Source organism: Mesorhizobium sp. M0052 (genome assembly GCF_040323255.1).
Taxonomy (GTDB): Bacteria; Pseudomonadota; Alphaproteobacteria; order Rhizobiales; family Rhizobiaceae; genus Mesorhizobium.
Window position 1 is genome coordinate 16,320 of sequence record NZ_JAMYUS010000032.1, and the last position, 19,285, is coordinate 35,604.

General features: G+C 63.1%; 20 protein-coding genes. 6 read left to right on the forward strand and 14 right to left on the reverse strand.

Features of this window, described 5'->3' with window-relative positions; translation table 11 throughout:
- Positions 1-32 precede the first annotated feature (32 nt).
- The 3 genes from NKJ77_RS29555 to tmpA all read right to left on the reverse strand — a co-directional run bounded on the left by NKJ77_RS29555 (position 33) and on the right by tmpA (position 2,586).
- Positions 33-461: a hypothetical protein gene (locus NKJ77_RS29555; RefSeq protein ID WP_023699032.1), complete on the reverse strand. Its 429-nt coding sequence runs from the start codon at positions 459-461 to the stop codon at positions 33-35.
- 392 nt (positions 462-853) lie between these two features.
- Positions 854-1,438: a (R)-1-hydroxy-2-trimethylaminoethylphosphonate oxygenase gene (gene tmpB, locus NKJ77_RS29560; protein ID WP_023832895.1), complete on the reverse strand. Its 585-nt coding sequence runs from the start codon at positions 1,436-1,438 to the stop codon at positions 854-856.
- Complete coding sequence (gene tmpA, locus NKJ77_RS29565; protein WP_023682082.1) at positions 1,435-2,586, reverse strand: 2-trimethylaminoethylphosphonate dioxygenase; 1,152 nt, start codon at positions 2,584-2,586, stop codon at positions 1,435-1,437. Before tmpA ends, tmpB begins: the two co-directional genes overlap by 4 nt.
- A 121-nt stretch (positions 2,587-2,707) precedes the next feature.
- On the opposite strand from tmpA, the gene NKJ77_RS29570 reads away from it, so the two are divergent.
- Together NKJ77_RS29570 and NKJ77_RS29575 are read left to right on the forward strand one after the other, a co-directional pair.
- The gene (locus NKJ77_RS29570) at positions 2,708-3,598 is read left to right on the forward strand and encodes a LysR family transcriptional regulator (protein ID WP_023712476.1); all 891 of its coding nucleotides are present in this window, start codon (positions 2,708-2,710) and stop codon (positions 3,596-3,598) included.
- Between the two features lie 138 nt (positions 3,599-3,736).
- On the forward strand, positions 3,737-5,539 hold the full coding sequence (locus NKJ77_RS29575) for an NAD(P)/FAD-dependent oxidoreductase (RefSeq protein ID WP_352536192.1): 1,803 nt from the start codon (positions 3,737-3,739) through the stop codon (positions 5,537-5,539).
- Here NKJ77_RS29575 and NKJ77_RS29580 read toward each other — a convergent pair.
- The 3 genes from NKJ77_RS29580 to NKJ77_RS29590 are packed head-to-tail and all read right to left on the reverse strand — an operon-like array spanning position 5,536 to position 6,952.
- On the reverse strand, positions 5,536-6,057 hold the full coding sequence (locus tag NKJ77_RS29580) for a GNAT family N-acetyltransferase (RefSeq protein ID WP_352536193.1): 522 nt from the start codon (positions 6,055-6,057) through the stop codon (positions 5,536-5,538). The genes NKJ77_RS29575 and NKJ77_RS29580 overlap by 4 nt on opposite strands.
- A gap of 15 nt (positions 6,058-6,072) precedes the next feature.
- Positions 6,073-6,381 carry a hypothetical protein gene (locus NKJ77_RS29585; protein WP_352536194.1) on the reverse strand — a complete coding sequence of 103 codons (309 nt, stop codon included), beginning with the start codon at positions 6,379-6,381 and terminating at the stop codon, positions 6,073-6,075.
- 4 nt (positions 6,382-6,385) lie between these two features.
- Entirely contained in the window at positions 6,386-6,952 is a 567-nt protein-coding gene (locus tag NKJ77_RS29590) for a helix-turn-helix domain-containing protein (RefSeq protein WP_352536195.1), read from the reverse strand.
- Positions 6,953-7,103: 151 nt separating this feature from the next.
- On the opposite strand from NKJ77_RS29590, the gene NKJ77_RS29595 reads away from it, so the two are divergent.
- The gene (locus NKJ77_RS29595) at positions 7,104-8,936 is read left to right on the forward strand and encodes an ATP-binding protein (protein WP_352536196.1); all 1,833 of its coding nucleotides are present in this window, start codon (positions 7,104-7,106) and stop codon (positions 8,934-8,936) included.
- A gap of 287 nt (positions 8,937-9,223) precedes the next feature.
- On the opposite strand, the gene NKJ77_RS29600 is transcribed toward NKJ77_RS29595, so the two are convergent.
- Positions 9,224-10,015, reverse strand: a complete 792-nt coding sequence (locus tag NKJ77_RS29600) for a GGDEF domain-containing protein (RefSeq protein ID WP_352536197.1) — start codon at positions 10,013-10,015, stop codon at positions 9,224-9,226.
- Between the two features lie 131 nt (positions 10,016-10,146).
- Positions 10,147-11,130, reverse strand: coding sequence for a tRNA (adenosine(37)-N6)-dimethylallyltransferase MiaA (gene miaA / locus NKJ77_RS29605; protein WP_352536198.1), 984 nt, complete (start codon positions 11,128-11,130; stop codon positions 10,147-10,149).
- Between miaA and serB the strand changes: the two genes are divergently transcribed.
- Both serB and NKJ77_RS29615 read left to right on the forward strand, forming a co-directional pair.
- The gene (serB, locus tag NKJ77_RS29610) at positions 11,120-12,007 is read left to right on the forward strand and encodes a phosphoserine phosphatase SerB (protein ID WP_352536199.1); all 888 of its coding nucleotides are present in this window, start codon (positions 11,120-11,122) and stop codon (positions 12,005-12,007) included. The two genes, miaA and serB, sit on opposite strands and share 11 nt — an antisense overlap.
- Entirely contained in the window at positions 12,004-12,573 is a 570-nt protein-coding gene (locus tag NKJ77_RS29615) for a GNAT family N-acetyltransferase (protein ID WP_023707730.1), read from the forward strand. Before serB ends, NKJ77_RS29615 begins: the two co-directional genes overlap by 4 nt.
- Positions 12,574-12,623: 50 nt before the next feature.
- On the opposite strand, the gene NKJ77_RS29620 is transcribed toward NKJ77_RS29615, so the two are convergent.
- From NKJ77_RS29620 to NKJ77_RS29645, 6 genes are all read right to left on the reverse strand, one after another.
- Positions 12,624-14,141: a DegQ family serine endoprotease gene (locus NKJ77_RS29620; protein WP_352536200.1), complete on the reverse strand. Its 1,518-nt coding sequence runs from the start codon at positions 14,139-14,141 to the stop codon at positions 12,624-12,626.
- 231 nt (positions 14,142-14,372) lie between these two features.
- Positions 14,373-14,558, reverse strand: coding sequence for a DUF2065 domain-containing protein (locus NKJ77_RS29625; RefSeq protein ID WP_023668333.1), 186 nt, complete (start codon positions 14,556-14,558; stop codon positions 14,373-14,375).
- A 4-nt stretch (positions 14,559-14,562) separates the two neighbouring features.
- Positions 14,563-15,540 carry a protease modulator HflC gene (gene hflC, locus NKJ77_RS29630; RefSeq protein ID WP_023668332.1) on the reverse strand — a complete coding sequence of 326 codons (978 nt, stop codon included), beginning with the start codon at positions 15,538-15,540 and terminating at the stop codon, positions 14,563-14,565.
- Positions 15,540-16,655 (reverse strand): FtsH protease activity modulator HflK, encoded by a 1,116-nt coding sequence (gene hflK, locus NKJ77_RS29635; RefSeq protein ID WP_352536201.1) that lies wholly within the window; start codon positions 16,653-16,655, stop codon positions 15,540-15,542. Before hflK ends, hflC begins: the two co-directional genes overlap by 1 nt.
- Positions 16,656-16,800: 145 nt before the next feature.
- Positions 16,801-17,319: a dihydrofolate reductase gene (locus NKJ77_RS29640; protein ID WP_352536202.1), complete on the reverse strand. Its 519-nt coding sequence runs from the start codon at positions 17,317-17,319 to the stop codon at positions 16,801-16,803.
- Positions 17,319-18,335: a DUF4424 domain-containing protein gene (locus tag NKJ77_RS29645; protein WP_352536203.1), complete on the reverse strand. Its 1,017-nt coding sequence runs from the start codon at positions 18,333-18,335 to the stop codon at positions 17,319-17,321. The genes NKJ77_RS29640 and NKJ77_RS29645 overlap by 1 nt, the downstream gene beginning before the upstream one ends.
- Before the next feature lie 147 nt (positions 18,336-18,482).
- Here NKJ77_RS29645 and cobF point away from each other — a divergent pair, with 147 nt between their 5' ends.
- Positions 18,483-19,244 carry a precorrin-6A synthase (deacetylating) gene (gene cobF / locus NKJ77_RS29650; protein ID WP_023827573.1) on the forward strand — a complete coding sequence of 254 codons (762 nt, stop codon included), beginning with the start codon at positions 18,483-18,485 and terminating at the stop codon, positions 19,242-19,244.
- Positions 19,245-19,285 lie beyond the last annotated feature (41 nt).

The following is a 19,285-nucleotide window of genomic DNA, read 5'->3' on the forward strand; positions in this document are numbered from 1 at the left end:
TGAAGGTCGGATGCTGGTTGGCGAACCAACAGTTACAGCCCTTTCAGACGAGCAATGTCGGAGGCCCTTACGGCGCGTTCGACAATTGTCCTTCCAAGCGGATCCTTCATAGTGAAGCGGCCGGCCTCGATGCTTTCGCTGAATCCATCGCGATGCACGACCTGGATTTTGGCGCCCTGTACCGTCACCGTGTCGCCAGCGGCATTGACTTGGCTACTGGGAGCTTGGCTACCGGGGGCGTTGTCGCCGGCACCATTTTTTCCCTTTCCGTTGGCGTTGCCATTCCCGGCGTTGCCGCCTGAGCCATTACCATTACCACTACCGTTGCCACCACCGTTACCATTGCCATTGTTTCCGCTCTTGGCGCTGGCAGCGGCGAATTCGATCTTGTAGCCGTCGACATGGCTCAACCGCAGACCAAGCACCGGCATCGTCACCGCAACCGCCGCGAATACGCGCAAGCTAAAGTACGCCCAGCGACGCACGGATGAAAACAGGGGCTGCCTTTCTCCATTCATGCCACCATCACATCATGATGTGTCACGGTATTCAAGAATGAACAGCCCAAAATTGCGGCTTACAAACGCTGAGGAAACTCTCCTTTCGTGCTTTCAGCTCGATTCTCAGACCTTCGTCTGAGTCAAATATACACCGAAGTCTGACCTACTGATCTTGGCCGCGCCGACGGATGTCGCAATAAAATCCGCGGTGACAAGGCTCGTCACCGGTAGGGATCGGCAGCGAGGCGCGAGCGCCTGCGGCACGCAGACGCTTGCGGCAGGTCTCCGGCATACGGTTAGCGCATGCTCGCCGTCGAAGCAGGAGCACATGCCGTTTCTTCCCCGGATTATGATCAGGCGCGATTGGCGAAGTCGCGGACAACCCGTTGCAACAGCGGCACGTAGTCGCGAAATGCCCGGGTCTTCATATTGCCGATCTTGCCGGCCTCGTCCCAGATGCGAACCCGCACCGCTTCCTCGTGGAACGGGTTCTTGCGGAACTCGGCCACCTCTTCGGCATTCATCGGCCCGCCTTGCAGCGACAGCGTGTGGACCGAGGCCTGCGACAGCCTGCCGAAATAGGTGGGGTCGGTAGCGCAGAGGTAGCGCTTGGCCGCGACATGCAGCCTGACGCATTCGACGATCACCGGTGGAAAGAACGGCGCCAGCACCTCGCCGCCGGCTTCGTCATGATGCTTGTCCTCGACATCGTCGGGCGAATAGGTGCCGAACTCGCTGGTGTAGTGGCCGATATCGTGCAGCAGTGCTGCCGCCACCAGCACATCGGGCGCGCCGTCCTTTTCGGCGAACCAGGCGCCCTGCAACATGTGCTCCGACATGGTGACGGGTTCGCCGAGATAGGATTCAGCCCCTCGGCGTTCGAAAATATCGGCGATGAATTCGACGATGTTGCTCGCGTTCAAATCCTGGCTGCTCATTCCGCTGCTTCCTTGAATTCGTGTTCGATCGCCGACAGCGTCGACAAAAGGCCATCCTTGTCGGCGTAGCAGCCCTGCAGCCAGCGCTTGCCGGCGCCGGAGAACTGCTTGCGGGCATGCATGACGCGGGTGTTGTCGACGATGAAGGCCTGGCCCGCCTCGAGCTTGAAGGTCACTTCGAAGGACGGATCCTCGATCAGTTCGGCAAACCGGCGATAGGCGGCGTAGTAGGCCTCCATCTCCGCGAACGGCACATCGACGGTCGGCGCCAGCGAGCGGTTGTTGAAGCGGATGGCGATGAGTTCGCCATCCGGCCCGAGCTCGATCATCGGCCGCTTGGCCTGCAATCGCACGCCCGACGAGCCGGCATATTCGAAGCGCGCCGGGTATGAACTCAACAGCCGGAAGCCTTCGGGGTTTTCGGCCTGCAGCGCGGCCGCCACGGCAAAACCATCGACGACGCTGGATTCGCCGCCCTCGACCGTGTTTTCGATACACGACAGGATCTGCAAGGTCGGCACCGGATCACGATAGGGGTTGTCGGTATGCGCCTGCAGGCCAAGATTGGTGTAGGCCAGATTGGTTGGATTGACCTCGGCGCGCACCTCGAACCAGCGGCCGTAATTGGTCTCCCTGATATAGCCGAACAGATCGGACACTTTGCACAGCGCCCCGGATTCGGCCGGCAGATCGTCCATCACCGCGAAGCCGTAGGTCTTCACCGCCGACAGCCATTGCCGCAAGACGGCGCGGTCGCGGCTGGCCGCGACATAGCCGGCGCGCGGCACCGAATTCTGCATAGAGGCCCTGGTCCATCGCACGGTGCCCTCGCCTGTCCAGCCGGGCTGTCGGGCGGCATCGCGGTCATAGGCATTGGCGCTCAGCCATGCCGCAGGAAAGCGCACCGTCTTTCCCTCCGGTTCGAAACTGACTTCAAGCGCATCGCCCTTGATCGCGGCTGCGCCGATCCGCGTTTGCGCCGGAATGTCGAGAATGGTGATCAGCCGCTGGCCGTTGCCGGCGCTGCGCGTCTTGTCGTCGAGCGCATTGTCGCGCAACCACATGGCGTGAAAGCGAGTGCGCGCGCCGTCCTTCCAACCGAGGTCGATCGTTCTTCCTTCGTCGCCGATCAGCGCCTGGGTAAGCATGGAGATCCGTTCCTGTCCGCTGCGCCCCGCAGCCAACTCCGCAGGGTTTCCGATTGCATCGTGATGATGTCGAAGGCATAACTCAAATTATCATTTTGCAGCCAAAGGCCCTAAACGGTTTATGACTGAAACAACCCTGCCCTTGCCCCCGCTTGACTGGCTGCGGAGTTTCGAGGCCGCCGCGCGGCTGTCGAATTTCACCGCCGCCGCGGCCGAGCTTGGCCTGACCCAGGCTGCGGTCAGCCAGCACATCCGTTCTCTCGAAGAGCGGTTGAAGCAGCCGCTGTTCATCCGCCTGGCGCGCGGCGTCGAATTGACGCCGGAGGGTGCCGCCTACCTGCCGCATCTGCAATCGGCCTTCGCCGTGATCGCCAACAGCACGCGCGAGCTGTTTGAACCCAAGACCGTCCAGAGCGTGACGATCCGCTCGCCGATTTCCTTTGCCGTGCTGATGATCGCGCCGAAGCTGCCGCAAATGGCCAAGGACCTGCCCTTCGTCCAGCTGCAGATCGAGACCATCCACACACCGGCCGATTACGGCGAGCGCTTTGTGGGTCTCGACATCCGTTTCGGCATTGGCTCCGGCTCCTTTGCCGGACGGCAGGCCGACCGCCTCACCCGCGAAACCTTGACGCCGATGGCATCGCCACATCTCGCCAACGTCAAGGATTGGACGGGATTGCCGAGACTTACAGTGGTCGGCGCACGGGAAATGTGGGGCGAATGGTTCGCCGTCGCCCGGATGAAGCCGGCGCTCGGGCCGACGCACAAATTCGACAGTTTCGTTACCGCACTGGAGGCGGCGAAGCACGGCGCCGGCATGGTGCTGGGATCGCGACCGTTGGCCGACGCGGCACTGCGCGAAGGATCTCTCGTCACCCTGTCCGGCTTTACGCTGTCGAGCGGTGCCGGCCACTATCTGACCGCACCTTCGGGCGCGCATCTGAGCCCGGCCGAGGAAGCGGTCCGCCGCTGGTTCGTGACGGTCTTCGGCGTCCCGATTTCCCGATAAGCCCCTGAATACGCGGCAAACTATTGGACGACGTGACGCGGCGCATAATTTGCCGCGATACTGCGCCAGGCCGGACGTCAAGCTTCGGCAGGGTTCCGTTCGCTACGGGCGGCCAGGAAAAATCGCGGAGGAAATTCAATGCTCGACAAGGCCCCCAACAAGAAGCTTTCCGACCTGCTCGATCGCTTCGGCGCGGCACTCACCGCCGGCGACATCGACAAGGCGGTCGCCTGCTTCCAGGAGGATTGTTACTGGCGCGATCTCGTCACCTTCACCTGGAACATCAAGACGATGGAAGGCCGCGATCAGGTGCGCGACATGCTGGTCAGCCAGTTGGCCAGGACCAAACCGTCGAACTGGGCGATCGCCAGGGGCGAGGGTGCCACGGAAAGCGACGGCGTGGTCGACGGCTGGATCAGTTTCGAGACGTCCGTGGCGCGCGGCTTCGGCCACATCCGGCTGAAGGACGGCAAGATCTGGACGCTGCTCACCACCATGGTCGAACTCAAGGGCCATGAGGAGCCGGCCGGCTTCGACCGCCCGCTCGGCGCCAAGCACGGGCATGGCAAGAACCGCCCGACCTGGAAGGAGGAGCGCGAGAAGGAGGCTGCCGAACTCGGCTTCAAGACGCAGCCCTATACGCTGATCATCGGCGGCGGCCAGGGCGGCATCGCGCTCGGCGCCCGGCTGCGGCAACTCGGCGTGCCCACCATCATCGTCGAGAAGAACGAACGGGCCGGTGATAGCTGGCGCAAGCGCTACAAGTCGCTCTGCCTGCACGACCCCGTCTGGTACGACCATCTGCCCTATATCGACTTTCCCAGGAACTGGCCGGTCTTCGCGCCCAAGGACAAGATCGGCGACTGGCTGGAAATGTACGCCAAGGTAATGGAGCTGAACTACTGGTCGTCGACCGAGGCCATGAGCGCTGTCTATGACGAAGGGAAGAAGGAATGGACGGTGGTGGTGCGCCGCGACGGCAAGGACATCACGCTGAAGCCGAAACAATTGGTGCTGGCCACGGGGCAATCCGGCAAGGCCAACATGCCGAACTTCAAGGGCATGGACACATTCAAGGGCGACCAGCATCACTCCTCGAAGCATCCGGGACCCGATGCCTATGTCGGCAGACAAGCTGTCGTCATCGGCTCGAACAACTCCGCCCACGACATTGCAGCAGCCCTTTGGGAGGCCGGCGCCGACGTCACCATGGTGCAGCGCTCGACCACGCACATCGTCAAGTCGGACACGCTGATGGAGATCGGCCTGGGCTCGCTCTATTCGGAAAAGGCGGTCGCGAGCGGTATGACCACAGCCAAGGCCGACCTCGTCTTTGCCTCCCTGCCCTACAAGATCCTGCACGAATTCCAGATCCCGGCCTATGCCGAGATGAAGAAGCGCGACGACAAATTCTACAAGGGCCTTGAGAAGGCGGGCTTCATGCTCGACTGGGGCGACGATGGCTCCGGCCTGTTCATGAAGTATCTGAGACGCGGCTCGGGCTATTACATCGATGTCGGCGCCTCCGACCTGATCATCGACGGCTCGATCAAATTGAAGAGCGGCGTCGAGGTGAAGGAGATCAAGGAGCATTCGGTCCTGCTCAGCGATGGCTCGGAACTGCCGGCCGATCTCATCGTCTACGCCACCGGCTATGGCTCGATGAATGGCTGGGCGGCCGATTTGATCTCACGGGAGGTCGCCGACAAGGTCGGCAAATGCTGGGGCCTCGGCTCCAACACCACCAAGGACCCAGGCCCCTGGGAAGGCGAGCTGCGCAACATGTGGAAGCCGACGCAGCAGGAGGCGCTGTGGTTCCATGGCGGCAATTTGCACCAGTCACGCCACTATTCCCAGTTCCTGGCGCTGCAGCTGAAGGCGCGCATGGAAGGCATCGCGACGCCGGTCTACGCGCTGCAACAGGTTCATCACAAGGCTTAGGCAGCGCCGCCGATGCGCTTCCAGTAGATGAGCGTGCCGGTCAGCCCGCCATGCGGTTTCAGGGCAAAGTCCGTTATTTCGCCAGTGAGCGTGAAGCCGAGTTTTTCGTAAAGGCCGGAAGCGCCCTCCTCGGTTGCGGTGTCCAGCACCAGAAGCGTGCGGCCTTTCTCGACGGCGAGCGTTTCGGCCGCCCGCATCAGCCGGCTCGCTATGCCCTTGCCGCGGTGTTCGACGCGGGTCATGAGCTTGGCGATCTCGGCCCGGTGCGGCTGATTATCAGGAAAGTCGAGCAGCAAGGTGACGGTGCCGACCAACGCGTCGCCATACCAAGCGCCCAGCACCGCTCTTTCGCCTCTCTCTGCTGCCATCAACGAGTTGCTCCAGAAAGTTTCCGCCGCTTGCCTGGATAAGGGATGCATGAAGCTGACGGAGCCGCCGGCCGCGACCGTCTCGATCAGGAGGTCGGCCAGCCTGTCGCATGTTTCCGCAGTCAGCGACCTGATTTCGATGGGACTCACCTGCACTTTCCCTTGCTAATCCAGACGCGCGACGCGGGGCCGCTTTCGTCTCGCCTTGATCGCGGCGATGCGATCGGTGTCTTTCGGCTGCAGATGCAGCCCGCGTTCGAGGATTTCGAGCGTGTATTCCTCATAGGTCAGGCCAAGCCGCTCGGCCTTTTCCATGCGCATCAGCATCACGTCACGGCTTGGCGCCTTCCACGCCTTGGCATGCGCTGCCTGCCAGGCCAGGAAGATGTAGGGATCGCCCTTGCCCCATGGTGGGCCCTTGTAATCATCGAGCGGCGGTCCGCCATTGTCGGAGCGCTTGGGACGTCTTGCCACGATTTCAGCCCCTGACCAGCGCGACCAGATAGTCGGCGGGCAGCTGCCCGACGGCATGGAACGTGCAGTCCGACGGCGCGCCGAGCGCCAGGCAGTCGCCGGGCTCGAGCCTGTGCACGACATCGCCCTCGGTGAACTCAAGTCGCCCGGAGATCAGCCACATCTGCTGCTTGATGAAGGCATAGGACGCCGCCGGGAAACTCACACTGGCGCCCGCCGGCAACTGCACCCGGATCAATTCGAGCGGCATGTCGGAGACCGGCGACAGATGCCGGCGGACATAGCCCGTACCGGGGTCGCTCCAGACCGGTTGCTCACTCTCGCGCAGCAGGCCGCCACCTTGCTGCTCGGCGCGTGCAATCAGCGTCGACAGCGTCATGCCGAAAGCAGCGGCGATGCGCACCAGCAGCGCGGCCGTCGGGCTGGTCATGCCGCGCTCGATAGTGCTGAGCATGGCTTTGGAGACGCCGGAGCGGTTCGCCAGGTCGGCCAACGACCAGTCCCGCAAGGCTCTTTCGGCGTGGATTCGTCTGCCTATCGTGGCCGACATGTCATTCGCTATATCAGTCATTCGTCCAATATATCGAATCTTCGGACTGGGGGAAGAGGACGGCCGGTTGAATTTTCGCTGACGGGTTAACCCCTGCTACACCATCCCGCATCACGCCACCTTAACCCCGTCTGTGTAGGATCGAGGCTCCACGGGAATGGGATCGGATCGTATGTTTGTCGAGCGCGAAGCCTCCGTCGGCGAACCGACCTCGCAGGAGCGCCGCCGCGCAGAGCAGAGCGACAAGCGCATTCTCGGCAACGTCGTGCAGTGCGACGGTGCGCGCGCCACCATCAGCGCCTATGCCGACGACATCGAAGGAGCGGTCACCGGCCTGTGGACCGTCGGCAAGATGATCTCCATCAATCTCGGGACATCGCGCACCGTTGGTCTGGTCTACGAAATCGGCAAGTCGGATCGCGCCTGGAGCAATGAGGGACAAAATCCCATCGAGGTCAGCGTCGAACTGATCGGCGAAGTGCGCGACGGCGCGGAGCCCGGCGCCAAACCGGTGTTCGACCGCGGCATCACCACCTATCCTCATATCGGCGCCATAGCGCACCGCATCCGTACCCGTGACCTGCAGGCGGTCTACGATCTCGCCGGGCGTCATTCGATCACCATCGGCACGCTGTCGCAGGATGAGTCGATCGACGCCAACATCGCCATCGACGACACGCTGGCGCGCCATTTTGCCGTTGTCGGCACAACCGGCGTCGGCAAATCCACCGCCATCTCGCTGCTGCTGCGCAAATCGATCGCCGCCCGGCCCGATCTGCGAATCCTCATTCTCGATCCGCACAATGAATTCGCGGCATCCCTGCCTGAGTTCTGCGTCCGGGTCGATTCCAAGACGCTTGACCTGCCGTTCTGGATGTTCAGGCTTGAAGAATTCGCCGAAGTGCTGTTTCGCGGCCGAGAGGTCGTGCCGGAAGAAGTCGATGTCCTGCGCGACCTGATCCCCGCCGCCAAGAACCTCTATCGCAATCCCAATTCAGGCTCTTACGTGCGCCGCGGCAGCGATGCGCTGACCGCCGACACGCCGGTGCCCTACCGCATGGTCGATCTCATCAAGCAGATCGACGAGCGCATGGGCCTCCTGGAAAGCAAGAACGACCGCCCGACGCTGAAATCGCTGAAGACGCGCATCGAGTCCGCCGCGTCCGACCCGCGCTATCGCTTCATGTTCAATTCGCGGCTGATCGAGGACACGATCCACGAGACGATCGGCAATATTTTCCGTGTGCAGCATCATGGCCGCCCGGTGACCTGTTTCGAGATGGCCGGCATGCCGTCCGAAGTGGTCAACTCCGTCTGTTCGGTGCTGGCGCGCCTGGCCTTCGACCTTGCGCTGTGGAGCGAGGGCCGGCTGAAGCTTTTGCTGCTGTGCGAGGAAGCGCACCGCTATATGCCGGCCGATCCGCGCCTCGGCTTCGCCCCGACAAGGCATGCATTGTCGCGCATCGCCAAGGAAGGCCGCAAATATGGCTGCTATCTCGGCGTCGTCACCCAGCGCCCGGGTGAACTCGATCCGACCATCCTGTCGCAATGCTCGACCTTCTTCGCCATGCGGCTGGCCAACGAGCAGGACCAGGCAATCATCCGCTCGGCGATCGCCGATTCCTCCGCCTCGACGCTGGCCTTTCTGTCCTCCATGGGCCAGCGCGAAGCCATCGCCTTCGGTGAAGGCGTGGCGACGACCATGCGGCTGAAGTTCGAGAAACTGGCGGAGAACCTGATCCCCGGCACCGCCAAGCGAGAGCAGGACGAGTTCTCGCAGGACGGCAACGACGTCGATCTCGCCGCCATCGTCGAGCGGCTGCGCAACGTCCCGAAACCGCAGCAGCAGATGGCCTTCGCCGAGGTCGTGGACTCCGGCCGCCAGGCCGGCGATCCCGATTACCGCAAGCCGGCCACCGCCCAGCGCGTCCAGCCCGACGACGATTTCGACCTGCGCTACGGCCTCAAGCCCACAACCTTCGGCATGCGCCCGCAGAACGATTGACCTTCAGCGTAGCGACTTTTTTGCCGGCCAATTGAGAAGCCGCCGGAGCGCCAGGGCTCGGCTTCGTTGGCCGCTTGGGTAAATCACGCCAGAAAATTCGTCAGGCTGAGTCGGTTGGTGTCGACTTCGAGAACCGGAGCGGAGCGGGCATTGAGTCCGTGAGCACCGGCCTACGCCGGCCGTAGCCATAGCTGCCGCCATCACCTCATGAGTGCTTCGGCCGGCGAAGGCCGGAAGCGCAGAAGACGGCATCAAACGGCCAGCCTCACGGATTTAATGCCGGCATTTTAGGCGCAGACGCGGTTGCGGCCTTGCCTCTTCGCCTCGTAGAGCTGGCGGTCGGCGCGGCGGTAGAATTCCTCGGCCGTTTCCTTCCGATCCCAGACGGCAAGACCGACGCTGGTGGTGATCTTGAGGCGGACATTGCCCGACAGCACCGACATGTTGGCAATCGCCTTGCGGATGCGTTCGGCGAACTTCCCCAACAACTCCGCGTCCATGTTGGGGGTGACAACGGCGAACTCTTCGCCGCCGAGCCGCGCCACCACGTCGTGATAGCGCGTCATGCTTTTGAGGCAATTGGCGACTGCCCTCAGCACCTCGTCGCCGACATCGTGGCCATGCGTGTCGTTGACCTGCTTGAAATGATCGAGGTCGAGGATCATCAGCCCGACGGGCTTTTCGATGCGGCGGAATTCCTCGAGATATTCCTTCAGCGCATCGTCGAAATAGCGCCGGTTCTGCATGCCGGTAAGGCCGTCGGTCAATGCCGCATGCTGCAGCGTTTCCGAGCGGGCGCTGAGCGAAACCGTCATGGCGCGCAGCTTGCCCTCTTCCGTCGCCTGCCTACGGATCAACGGGTAGATGAAGAACACGCCGAAGAACAGCGCTGTCGCCAGCAGCACCCCGGTGACAAACAGCAGCGTGTTGAGATAAGCGATCCTCTCGACTCGGGAAGTCGTATCGTGACCGACCGCGATGGACTGCAATTGACCATAGGCATAAAGCGTCACCAGGCCTGCGGCCAGGATCACGAAAATAAAGACGAAAAATGCGGATTCCGCCTTGTGGAAACGCATCTGCTCCCCGTTGGAAAAGTACCCCCCGGATCTATGGCATGCCGGCGCCTTACGGACGGTTAATCCAGACAACCGGAGCGGGAATGTTCATTCCTACTTCTGTTTCTTTAATTGTATTAGCAGCACGAAAATCAAATCACGGCTTGCAGGCCGTCGCCGGGCTGCAATCTCAGCCATTCCGGTCCCAGCTGATGGCGAAACCACGTCGTTTGCCGTTTGGCATATTGCCGCGTCGCTGCCTTGCAGCGCTCGATGGCCTGAGGAAAGCTGATGTCACCGGCCATGGCGGCCGAAAGTTCGCGAACGCCGATCGCCTTCATCGCCGGCAGCTCGGGATCGAGGCCAAGCGCCGCAAGCCGTTTGACCTCATCGAGCGCGCCGAGATCGAGCATGCGGTCGAACCTTGTTTCGATCCGCTCGACAAGGGCGGCGCGGTCCGGCTCGATAACGAAGAACCGAGCGCTGTCGCGGTCGATCAGCGGCCGGCCGCGCGCTGCCTGCCATTCGAGGATGGAGCGGCCGGATGCATCGAGCACCTCCAGCGCCCGCACGATGCGCTGGCCGTCGGTCGGCTTCAGCTGCATGGCGACCGCCGAATCCTCATGCATCAGGATGCGGTGCAGCTTGGCTGCGCCTTGCTCCTTTAACTCGTAGCGCCAGCGGTCGCGTACCTGCTGCGGAATGTCGGGCATTTCCGAAATGCCCTCGGCAAGTGCGCGAAAATAGAGCCCGGTGCCGCCGACGAAAATCACCGGACGTTCAAAGCCGGCGTCATCGGGCTGTCGGGCGAGCGTGCCGTCATCGATCAGCTTCATCACGTCGCGCAGCCAGGCGCCGGTGGAATAGGCGGTGGAGGGATGCACGTGGCCATAGAGAAAGTGCGGCGCGCGGGCGAGGTCGGCGGCGCTCGGCCGCGCCGTCAGCACATCGAGCACCGAATAGCCCTGCATGGAATCGGTGTTGACGATGACGCCGCCCTTGCGCTCGGCGAGATCGAGCGCCAGCGCCGACTTGCCGCTGGCGGTCGGCCCGGCTATCAGGATCGCGTTCTTCACGCGGCCCTCGCCCGCCTGCCCGCCCTCGCCTAGCTGCTTGGAAGTCTCGATGCCGCTCATTGCCACGCTTGTGTCTCACCCCGTCCGCCGCGCGATGTCGGCCTCGCTTGCGAATATGGCCTCACGGTCGGTCGGCGCAAGCGCTGTTCGCTGGCTGGGCGAAGGCGTCGCCTGCGACCTGGTGTTGCCCGAGGGGGCAGAAGCCGCTGAGGCAAGTGCGGCCTTGCGCACAGCACTTGGTTCAGAGCCGGTCGACGTGATCGTTCAGCAGGCCGAAAGCCGCCGCAAGACAATCCTGCTTGCCGATATGGATTCAACCATGATCGACCAGGAATGCATCGACGAACTCGCCGACGAGATCGGCGTCAAGGACCGCGTTGCCGCCATCACGGCACGCTCGATGAACGGCGAGATCGCTTTCGAGCCGGCGCTGCGTGAACGCGTGGCGCTGCTGAAAGGCCTCGATGCCGCCGTCGTCGGCCGCATCATCGCGAACCGCCTGACGCTGGCGTCGGGCGGCCGCGCCCTGGTGCGGACGATGCGCGCCAATGGCGCCTGGACGGCGCTTGTCTCGGGCGGCTTCGACGTCTTCACCAGCCGTGTCGCCGCCATGCTCGGCTTCCAGGAAAACCGTGCCAACCGCCTGATCGAGGAGAACGGGCGCTTTGCCGGCCTTGTCGCCGAGCCGATCCTCGGCCGTGCCGCCAAGGCCGATGCGCTGAACGAGATCTCGGCCCGCCTCGGCCTGACGCCATTCGATGCGATTGCGGTCGGCGACGGCGCCAACGACCTCGACATGATCCGCCTGGCCGGCACCGGTGTCGCCCTCCACGCCAAGCCGGCCGTTGCTGCCGAAGCCAAGGTCCGCATCGACCATGGCGATCTCACCGCGCTGCTTTATCTCCAGGGCTACCGCCAGGAAGAGTTCGCCCAATGAAACCGATGCGCACCGAGCGCCTGATCCTGCGCAATTGGGAAGACCGTGATCGCGAACTCTTCCACCGCATCAATTCGGACGAGCGGGTGATGGAGTTCTTTCCATTTCGCCGCGACCGCGCCGAGACGGATGCCAAGATGGACGAGTTTCAGGGCTGGATCGCCGAGGACGGCTTTGGTTTTGCCGCCGCCGAGATCGCCGCGACTGGGGAATGCATCGGTTTCGTCGGCCTCTTAAAGACCGATCACGTGCCGTCCCTGCCCTCCGATACGATCGAGATCGGCTGGCGGTTGGCGCCCGAGTTCTGGGGCAAGGGCTACGTCACCGAGGCAGCCGAGGCATGGCTTTCTTATGGCTTCGAGACGCTTGACCGGGACGAGATCGTCTCCTTCGCCGTCGCGGCCAACCGCCGCTCGACGGCCGTCATGGAGCGTCTTGGCATGAGCCCTGACCCGGCTCGCGATTTCGACCACCCATCCATCCCTGACAGCCACCCGCACCTCAAGCGGCATGTCCTCTACACCCTGTCGCGCAAGGACTGGCAGGCAAGAAAAAAGGGCGGCTAACTAGCCGCCCTTTTCATTTCGAAATCAGATCGTTGCAGGCCTGACCGGACTCAATCCATCCGGATCGTCACGAAGCGCAACTCGCCTGTCTTGGACGCCAGCATCAAGAGCGCATTCTTGCGGCCCTGCTCCTTCAGCGCGCCGATCCGGTCCATCACGTCCTTCGGGGTCGCGACCGATTCCTGGGCGATTTCGGTGATCACCTCGCCGGCCTGGATGCCGCGCTCGGCGGCGGCCGAATCCTTGGTGACGTCGGTGATGACGACGCCGGAGACGTCGGCCGCGATGCCGAATTTTTTCCGTGTGTCGTCATTGAGCTCGCCGACGGTCATGCCGAGCACCGAGGCCGTGGAGACCGCGGGCGCCTTGTCGCCGCCCTTGTCCTCATCGGTAGTGCCGTCCTCACCGGCAGCGACCTTCTCGCCGTCCTCAAGCCGGCCGAGCGTCACCTTCACCGTCTGCTCGACGCCCTTGCGCACGATGATCACGTCGACCGCCTTGCCGACCGGGCTTTCCGCCACGACGCGCGGCAGGTCGCGCATTTCATGGATGTCCTTGCCATCGAACTTGATGATGACGTCGCCGGCGAGAATTGTGCCGTTGTCGACCGGTCCGCCCTTGATGACGCCGGCCACCAGCGCGCCCTTGGCGGTGGCCATGCCGAGGCTCTCGGCGATGTCGTCGGTCACCGGCTGGATGCGCACGCCGAGCCAGCCGCGACGGGTCTCGCCGAACTGGCGCAGCTGGTCGACGACGCCCGAGGCAAGCTGCGAGGGGATGGAGAAACCGATGCCTATCGAGCCGCCCGACGGCGAGATGATCGCCGTGTTGATACCGATGACCTCGCCCAGGCTGTTGAACAGCGGTCCGCCGGAATTGCCGCGGTTGATGGCGGCGTCGGTCTGGATGAAGTCGTCATAGGGGCCGGAATTGATGTCACGGTTGCGGGCCGAGACGATGCCGACCGTCACCGTGCCGCCAAGGCCGAACGGATTGCCGATCGCCATCACCCAGTCGCCGACGCGCATCTTGTTGGAATCGCCGAACTTCACCGCCGTCAGCTTGTGGCCCTTCGGGTCGACCTTGAGCACCGCCACATCGGTCTTGGTGTCGGTGCCGACCAGCGTCGCCTTGAGCGTCACGCCGTCGGAGAAATTCACCTCGATATCGTCTGCATCGGCGATGACGTGGTTGTTGGTGACGACAATGCCTTGCTCGGCGTCGACCACGAAGCCGGAGCCCAGCGACTGCACCTTTTGCGCGCCGCCATCCTTGTCGCCGCCACGGTTCTTGAAGAAGTCGTCGAAGAAATCCTGGAACGGCGAACCCTCCGGCAGCTGCGGCATCGGCACCGCGCCCGGACCTTCCGTGCCCTTCACGGTCTGCGAGGTCGAGATGTTGACCACCGCACCGAGCAGGCCTTCGGCGAGGTCGGCAACCGAAGCCGGTCCGTCCGCGGCCACCGTCGGCGTCACCAAAGCCGGAACGGCAAGCGCGCAGACCATAAGTGCCGCAGCACCTGCGATGAACGTCCGCCGCGCCGCGCGCAGAAGGGTGTTGGATGTCATCGAAAGCCTCCCGGAAAGAAAAAGCGCTTCGGCAAAACGCCGCGTCGCGTCATGTTGGCAAGAAATACGGCACGTTTGCGGCTATGGCCACATCAGGAGGATAAATCCTCCGTTACACCTTAGAGCGGTTCGCCGTTTCGCGGAAACGGCGAACCGTTCAATCCCTTTGCTTTTACGCAATTCCGGACGGAAAACCGCTCACACTTTCCTGGAATTGCAGATCAGCGGTCCTCAGCCACGCACCAACCAGACGATGCCGACGCCGATGGCGATCGCCACCAGCCCGACGATGCGCAGCGCAATTTCCGGCGTCGACAGCACTTCGCCGGCAAGACGTTTGGCAAGGCCGGGAAAGCCGCCATAGACCAGACCCTCTACGACGAGGACCAGGCCTATGGCCGCAAGGAAATCCTGCACCGCCCTACTGGGCGGGTGCAGGTTGTGCAGCCGGCGCGGCAGGTGCCGTCGCCGGCGCGGCAGGTGCCGTCGCCGGAGCCGCAGGTGTCGCCGGCTTCGCGTCCGTACCGTCCGGATTGCGGAAGAAGCGGAAGAACTCCGAGTTCGGCGAAAGCACCATCGTCGTCCCGGAGTTGTCCAGCGCCGTGCCATAGGCATTCATCGACCGGTAGAAGTCGAAGAACGCCGGATCGCGTTTGTAGGCGTCGGCAAAGGTCGCACTGCGCTGGGCTTCACCTTCACCACGCAGGATTTCCGATTCCTTGCGCGCTTCGGCGACGATTTCCACCACTTCGCGGTCGGCGCGGGCGGTGATGCGCTGCGCGGCCTCTTTGCCGCGTGCCCTCAGCCGTTCGGCCTCGGCCAAACGTTCGGCCTTCATGCGGTCGAAGGTCTGCTGCGAAACCTCGGCCGTCAGATCGGTTCGGCGGATGCGCACATCCTCGATCTGCAGGCCGAGCGAGGTGGCGTCGGGCCGAAGCTGATCGCGCACTTCGCGCATCATCACGGCCCGCTCTTCCGAAAGCGCCGCCTCGAAGTCGCGCAGACCGTAGACACGGCGCAGCGCCGCATCGAGACGCGTCCTCAGTCGTGCTTCGGCCAGTGTGATCTGGCCGGACACGGCTGAGCGGAACACCCGCGGATCCGAGATGCGGTACGCGATGAAAGCGTCGACCTCGTAGAACTTGCCGCCCGAAACCTGGACGCGGATGTTGTCGAGATCGAAGCGCAGCACCCTGTTTTCGATCAATTGCACGCTGTCGGCGTCGAAGAAGGCGAAAGGCGCCTTGAAATAGATGCCGGGTTCATTCTTCACGTCGACGATCTCGCCGAACCGCAGCACGAGCGCCTGCTGGCGCGCGTTGACCACGAAGACCGAGGAGTAGAGCAGGAACAGAAGCACGGCCGCGATGACCGCGATGATGGGAAGACGATTGGCCATCACTGGGCTCCTCCCGTGGTCGCAGGCGGCAGCGCCTTCGGCTGCAGTGCCGGCAGCGGCAGATAGGGAACGACCCCTTGCCCATTGCCCTGTTCGACGATGACCTTGTTGGAATCCTTCAGCACCTTCTCCATCGTTTCCAGATAAAGCCGGCGGCGCGTCACGTCGGGCGCCTTGGCGTATTCGTCATAGACCGAGATGAAGCGCTGCGCCTCACCTTCGGCTTCCTGGACGACACGGTTCTTGTAGGCTGCCGCGTCCTCGCGGATCTGCGCCGCGGCGCCACGCGCCTGGCCGAGCTTCTGGTTGGAATACTGGTTGGCCTGCTCGACGAACTTGTCTTCGTCCTGCTCGGCGCGCTGCACTTCGTCGAAGGCATCGGCAACTTCACGCGGCGGGGCCGCGTCCTCGATCGAAACCGCGTTGACATTCAGGCCGGCCTTGTAGCCGTCCAGCGTCGTCTGGATGATTTCACGCACCGACGCGGCGATGCCCTGACGGTCGTCGCGGAAGATGTCCTGCGCCGGTCGCCGGCCAACCGCTTCGCGCATGGCGCTCTCTGCGACCTGCTGCAGCATGCCTTCGGGATCGGAGACGTCGAACAGATAGGCCCGGGGATCGGAGACCTGATAGGCCACCGAAAACTGGACGTTGACGATGTTCTGGTCGCCGGTAAGCATCAGCCCCGACGAGTTGCCGCTCGTCGCGCCGCCACCACCGATATCGACGAGCTGTTCGGCGATGTTGGCCGTCTCGACGGTTTCGACGGGCCACCAATGGAAATGCAGACCTGGCTGCGACAGCTCCGCCTTCGGCTTGCCGAAGCGCAGCTCGACCGCAACCTCGTCCGGCTGCACGGTGTAGACCGCCTTGAACGCCCACAGCACGATCAGAGCCGCTGCGATCAGCGCAAACACGGCCGGGCTGGCGCCGCCGCCACCGGGCAGCGCGCGCCGCAGCCGGTCCTGGCCGCGGCGGATGATGTCTTCGAGATCGGGAGGTGACCCCGGCGGGCCGCTAGGCCCCTTCGGTCCCTGCCCCCAGGGTCCCTGATTGTTGCCGCCGCCGCCACCCCATGGGCCGCCGCCACCGCCGCTCTTGTCGTTCCAGGGCATGAATGTCCTTTCGCTTGGAATTCCCTCGGCGCCGGCGTTGCGGCGCAAAATCCAGTTGTTCTTCTATAGGGATGCCGCGATGCGCTTTCAACGCGATCCGCTGCCGAGCATGTCCGTTTTGGACGTTCGCGACCCTTTTATCGTCTCAATGCACGCCGCGGCGTCGCTCGTAAACCGAATAGCGCGTCGCATGGCTGTCCTTTTCACCGGCCGGAACGTCCTGAGCGCTGACAAGGCGCCACAAATCCGGATCGATGTCGGGAAAATGCGCGTCGCCATCGACCGCCGCCAGCACATGGGTGACGTGCAGCCGGTCTGCCAGCGGCAGCGCCTGCGCATAGATCTCGCCGCCGCCGATGATGCAGATTTCGTCGACGCCGGCCATGCAACGCCCGCGCACCGTGGCCAGCTGGATCGCTGCCTCCAGCGAGTGCGCCACCTCTATGCCCTCGGCGCGCCAGGCCTCGTCGCGGGTCACCACGATGTTCAATCGGCCCGGCAGCGGCCGGCCGATGCCTTCATAAGTCTTGCGGCCCATGATGACGGGCTTGCCCATCGTATCGGCCTTGAAGCGCTTGAGATCGGTGGACAGCCGCCACGGTAAGCCGCCGTCGCGCCCGATGACGCCGTTCTGCGCAATGGCGACATAGATCGCGACGTCCATCAGTTGGCTCCCCCGGCGCCGTCATCCGACGGCTCCAAAAGCAATATGTCGATGTTGTGCTCGGGATAGAGATCCTGCGCCGCCGTCTCGAAGGTCGTCGGCCAGACCTTCTTGACATTGTCGCCGCAAAACGAGATCAGCGCTTTCGGATTGCCCTTGTCGACGGTTAGCTTGAACTTGCCGATGCTGCCATTGGCCCAGTTGCCGCCGGTGGTCAGGATATAGGCTATGCGGTTCTCGTAAAAATGCGGATAACCGTCGGCCTTGGCGGCCTGCCGCACCGCATTCTCGAAGCTGTTGTCCATGCAGTAGCGGGTCTTGTAGGTCGTGTACTGGCTGCCCTCGGTGAACTTGCCGTCATAGAAGAAATTCACCGATGACGTGCCGCCGACGCTCGGTTTGTAGCGGTGCGAGACGTGGACATCCTTGTTGGCCGGAAATATCGCGCGCCACCAATAGGTCGAGCGCAACTGCCACCACGGCGTATAGACCTTGTTCGCCTCGGTACCGTCGCTGCCCGTATCCTCGATGATGATGCCGCGGTTTTCCCAATCCTCGGCGACCGTTTTCGGCAGCTTCGCCAGGGCCGCCTTGGCCGCATCGCCGAACGGATTGAACGGCACGTTCTGCGCCTTCAGATCGGCGCCGATATCGATGCCGACAGCGAACACTTTCTGCTCGAGCTGCGGCTTTGCCGGCGCTCCGTCGATCGTCACCTCGAAGCCAAGGAAATTGTCGCTCTGGTTTTCCGGGATGGCCGGCATTTCCTCCGGATTGCCTTCGATGTCCGGCAGCGGAAAAGCGACGATGGCATTTACATCCTTGTCGGTGTTGTTGTGGAAGACGTAGTCGACCGTGATCTTTTCCGGCGAGATATAGAGGTCCTCGCTTTGCATCGACACCGCGTCGCTACGCGACAGGATCAGGCCACCTGTGCCGAGTTCGGCGGTCGTATCATTGGCCAGCGCGGGCGCTGCTGAAAGCGCCAGCGCTACGGTCAGAACATATTGCAACATCGAAGCCCCTCGCCAAGAATGCCGCGACCCTAGCCGTTTCAGTGTGGCGTTTCAAAGCCTTCCGTCTCCCAACAGGACGCCACAGTGTCTGGACACGCCAATCGGCGGTCTGGACTAACAGGTTTCGATCGGGCAGGAGTTCGCGTCATGCGCAAGCTTCTCGTCATCGGCATCGGCGCCGGCAATCCCGATCATATGACCGTGCAGGCGATTGATGGCCTGAACCGGGCGGACGTCCTGTTTATTCCCGACAAAGGGGCGAAGAAGAACGACCTTGCCGAATTGCGCCGCCAGATCTGCGACCGTTTCGTCAGCAATCCGAAATCGCGCCGCGTCGAGTTCGACGTGCCGGTGCGCGCCGAGCCGGCGCCTTCCTATCGCTCGACCGTCGATGACTGGCACGAGGCCATCGCCCAGATCTATGAGAGCCTGGTCCGCGACGAACTTGCCGAGGACGGCTGCGGCGCCTTCCTGATCTGGGGCGACCCCTCGCTCTATGACAGCGCGCTGCGCATCCTCGCGCGCGTACGACTGAGGGGCAATGTCGCATTCGAACTGGAGGTCATTCCCGGCATCACCGCCGTCCAGGCGCTAGCCGCCGGCCACAAGATGGCGCTGAACCGCATCGGCGACCCCGTGCTGATCACCACCGGCCGCCGCCTCGCCGAACAAGGCATGCCGCACAATGCCGGCAGCGCCGTGGTCATGCTCGACGGCAAATGCGCCTTCAACACGCTGGCAGACAAGGATCTGATCATCCACTGGGGCGCCTATCTCGGCACACCCGATGAGATCCTCGTTTCCGGTCGCCTGGGTGATGTTGGCGAAGAGATTGAGAGGACGAGAGAAGAAGCCCGGAAAAGAAAGGGCTGGATCATGGATACGTATCTGCTGCGAAAGCGGGAGTAGGCAGTAAGGTTCTTCAGTTCTTCAGTTCTTCAGTTCTTCAT